This window comes from Methanosaeta sp. UBA356 (assembly GCF_002496465.1).
In the GTDB taxonomy this organism is placed as follows: Archaea; Halobacteriota; Methanosarcinia; order Methanotrichales; family Methanotrichaceae; genus Methanothrix; species Methanothrix soehngenii.
Window position 1 is genome coordinate 5891 of sequence record NZ_DAKC01000136.1, and the last position, 3327, is coordinate 9217.

At 55.8% G+C, this 3327-nt stretch carries 5 protein-coding genes; all 5 read right to left on the reverse strand.

What is annotated here, in order from left to right:
• Nucleotides 1-394: radical SAM protein (locus tag BP727_RS13220; RefSeq protein WP_342766289.1), on the reverse strand; the 394-nt coding region annotated here is incomplete at its 3' end.
• On the reverse strand, nt 395-844 hold the full coding sequence (locus BP727_RS13225; RefSeq protein WP_013718849.1) for a UPF0179 family protein: 450 nt from the start codon (nt 842-844) through the stop codon (nt 395-397). It lies immediately after the preceding gene.
• Between the two features lie 69 nt (nt 845-913).
• Nucleotides 914-1945, reverse strand: a complete 1032-nt coding sequence (locus BP727_RS13230; protein ID WP_048131894.1) for an NAD(P)-dependent glycerol-1-phosphate dehydrogenase — start codon at nt 1943-1945, stop codon at nt 914-916.
• 80 nt (nt 1946-2025) lie between these two features.
• Complete coding sequence (locus BP727_RS13235) at nt 2026-2784, reverse strand: ABC transporter ATP-binding protein (protein ID WP_013718847.1); 759 nt, start codon at nt 2782-2784, stop codon at nt 2026-2028.
• A 185-nt stretch (nt 2785-2969) separates the two neighbouring features.
• Nucleotides 2970-3327 (reverse strand): F420-dependent methylenetetrahydromethanopterin dehydrogenase (locus BP727_RS13240; protein WP_286859306.1); only part of this gene is annotated, 358 nt, incomplete at its 5' end.

The following is a 3327-nucleotide window of genomic DNA, read 5'->3' on the forward strand; positions in this document are numbered from 1 at the left end:
TGGCACAGCTCTCCAGCATCAGCCCCATGGAGGCATTATAGGGCTGCAAGGTGGCCAGGTCCTCTTCTGAGAGGAGCCCGGCGTTGGTATGAGGCAGAAGATCATGCTCTATCGCCAGCTCGCAAAGCTCTACCAGGTAGCCCAAAAGGTCCTCTCTGCCCTCTCCTGCCAGCATCAGATGAAAGCCTTCCACCTCCTCCGGCCTCTCTCCCAGGGTGAATAGGGCCTCGGAGCAGCCATGATCTCGCCCCTCTTCCAAAAGTTGCTGGGCAGCAGACCGGCTGATCAGATGGGCCTCATCCAGGTTTCTTCGAAAAGAGCAGTATTGGCAGCGGTTGCGGCAGAGGTTGGTGACGGGCAAAAAAATATTTTTGCTGTAAGTTATCAGCTTCATCTATCGGCGAAACTCCACCAGCTTCAAGATATTCCCCCGGGGGCAGTCCTCCGGCGCCTCACCCACCACCTCTACAATGGTGCACTTTTCTCCATCCTTCAGCCCGATGGGATGGCATATATCGTACATGCTGCAATTATAGTCATCGCATTTCATGGCCTCAAATACGATCTTGGATCCGGGGAATGCCTTTCTGGCATCGAAGGCCGCAATTATTGGGCTTTCTGCTACCTCCACTGCCCTGACTCCTGCCTCATGAATGGGGCACTCATGCACCAGCTCTCCGCGCGTTCCCAGCACCCGGTAGCGCCTCCTCGGCTCCAGATTGATACAGGTATTCCTCAGCTTGCAGGATTCGCATTCGGGAGTGGGGCCCATGAAGGTGAACTCCATGCCAATGCTGGCAAGCTTTGTTCCAATCAATGTGATTTGGGTAGATGCTTCGGACATATTTCATTCTCCTTTTATTAATCATTATTATCCAATTATTATATATTTCATTGAGGTCGGTTTACCATACTAAATCACTCCCGTTGCCTCGGCCGCTCTGGCGGCTGCATCCCGGTTCAGTCCTGAGTCCAGGATGGTATAGCGCTCCGGCCTGATCCTATGGGCATTGACCAGGGCCTCTACCACGGTTTCTGCATCCAGCCCGATCTGGTCGGCTGAGGTGGGAGCTCCCACCTGGGCCAGTGCCTCTCTTATCATCTTCCAGTCTTTGCCGTGCAAATACATCATCATTATGGTTCCCAGGCCGCAGAGCTCACCATGCAGGCCCCTTCTCGGTGCTATGCGGTTGATCGAATGGGCGAACTTATGCTCCGAGCCGCTTGCCGGCCGGGAGGATCCGGCAATGCTCATCGCCACCCCGCTGGAGATCAGAGCCTTTACCACGATCTTGGCCGATTCCTCCAGCCCTGGCCGGATATCAGAAGCACGCTCGACGATCATTTTAGCGGTCATGCCGGAGAGGGCGGAGGCATACTCGCTGAACTCCTCGCTTCTCAGTCGGTGAGCAAGCTGCCAGTCCAGGATGGCGGTGTAGTTGGAGATTATGTCTCCGCAGCCGGCGGCCAGAAGCCTGGCCGGAGCCCGAGCTATTATCCCGGTGTCAGCGACGATGGCGAGGGGTGATTGGGCGGGCAGGGACACCGCCTCTCCGTTAACCGTCAATGAGGCCTGGGAGGAGCAGATGCCATCGTGCGAAGCGGCGGTGGGCAGGGAGAGGAAGGGAATATTCGTTCTCATGGAGGCGATCTTGGCTATATCGATGGATCTGCCCCCACCAGCGCCGATGAGAAAGCCGGCCTCAATCTCCCTTGCCCTGGCCTCTGCGCGATCCACCTCCTCAAGCTTTGATGCCGTGCAGATGAGGGTTTGGGGCTCGAAACCTCCTGAGTTCAGCAGCTCTAATATGGTCTTTCCCACCACATCATCGGTATGAGGCCCGGTGACGATGAGTCCGGGCCCCTCCAGATGCAGATAAGAGCAGATCTGGGGCAGCTCCAATATCGCCTCGTTTCCCACGGCCACTATCCGCGGCAGCTCCATCCATCTCGATCCAGTCAACCGACTCACCCGCTTAGAAATGAGGTTAGAATTAGTGCTCTTTGGCGATATAAAACCATATCTCAGCAGCTGGCAATCTCAGTGCGCAGGTCGCAGAGGATGCGATCCCTTATCTGGTTGACCTCAGTGCTGGTCCTAGTCCTGGGCCTGGGGAGGGGGATCTGAATTATATCCTTTATCCTTCCCGGCCGGGCGGACATGATCACTATTGCATCCGCCAGATATATGGCCTCGTCAACGCTGTGAGTGACGAATAGTACCGTCTTCTTCTCCTCCTCCCAAATTCTGAGCAGCTCAGACTGCATGGTATTTCGGGTCTGAGCGTCCAGGGCTCCAAAAGGCTCATCCATGAGCAGGGCCTTGGGGTCGTTGACCAGAGCTCTGGCGATGGCCACCCTCTGCTTCATTCCCCCGGAAAGCTCATGAGGATAGCGCTTCTCAAATCCCTCCAGGCCGACCATCTTCAGATACTGTCTTCCCCTCTCCTCTCTCTTGGCCTTATCGATGCCCTTGAGCTCCAGGCCGAATACGGTGTTATCCAGGATTGTCCGCCAGGGAAAGAGGGAGTACTCCTGGAAGACCATGCCCCTCTCAGGCGAAGGGCCTACTATGGGCTCTCCATCTATTGTGGCGGCGCCAGAGGTGGGCGCCTCCAGGCCGGCCACTATGCGAAGCAGCGTTGTCTTTCCGCATCCCGACGGTCCTATGAAGCAGACGAATTGATTCTCTTCGATGGTCAGGTTGATGTCATGCAGAGCCTCCATCTCCTTGCCATCTGCGAAAAAGTGCTTGTATACCCCTTTGATCTGCAGCAGAGCCATTATCTGGGAACAGGCAGTAGGATGCTTTATCTCTTTCCATAGAGAAGACAGGTGAGCAAATCAAGGGGAAGGCAGCCTTCCATCCCAGAAGCGTGTAGGGGCAGGGCTGCATTTCTTCCTTTACTGAAATGGAGCTTCCTCATATGGCTATTTATCCTCAACCCGCGCGGGGCGAAAGTATTTGCTTAGATCTTCTCCGGCTTATCCAATAGGCTCAGCTTTTGCATGAGCTCTCCCGTTCTGGCATGGGGTTGGCGAGAAACGGTATCATTCGACTTTTCCAGCTCTCTGGCCTCATCAGCCAGACGGGCAGCAGCCCGCATGACCTCGTGCCCTGCTGCAGCGGTGAGGGCGATCGGCTTCAGCTCCTTTAAGCGGAAGCAGGCCGCGGCATCTATGCTGGCAACCGTCTGGGCCATATAAAGGGCGCCCATCGCTTTGGCCTGGGCATAGGGATTAGAGAAGTGCATTCTCTCGGCGCACTTCTCCGGGGTGGCAAGAATTGTGGGCAGCTTGGCCTGTCCGGAGATGATGCTGGCTATG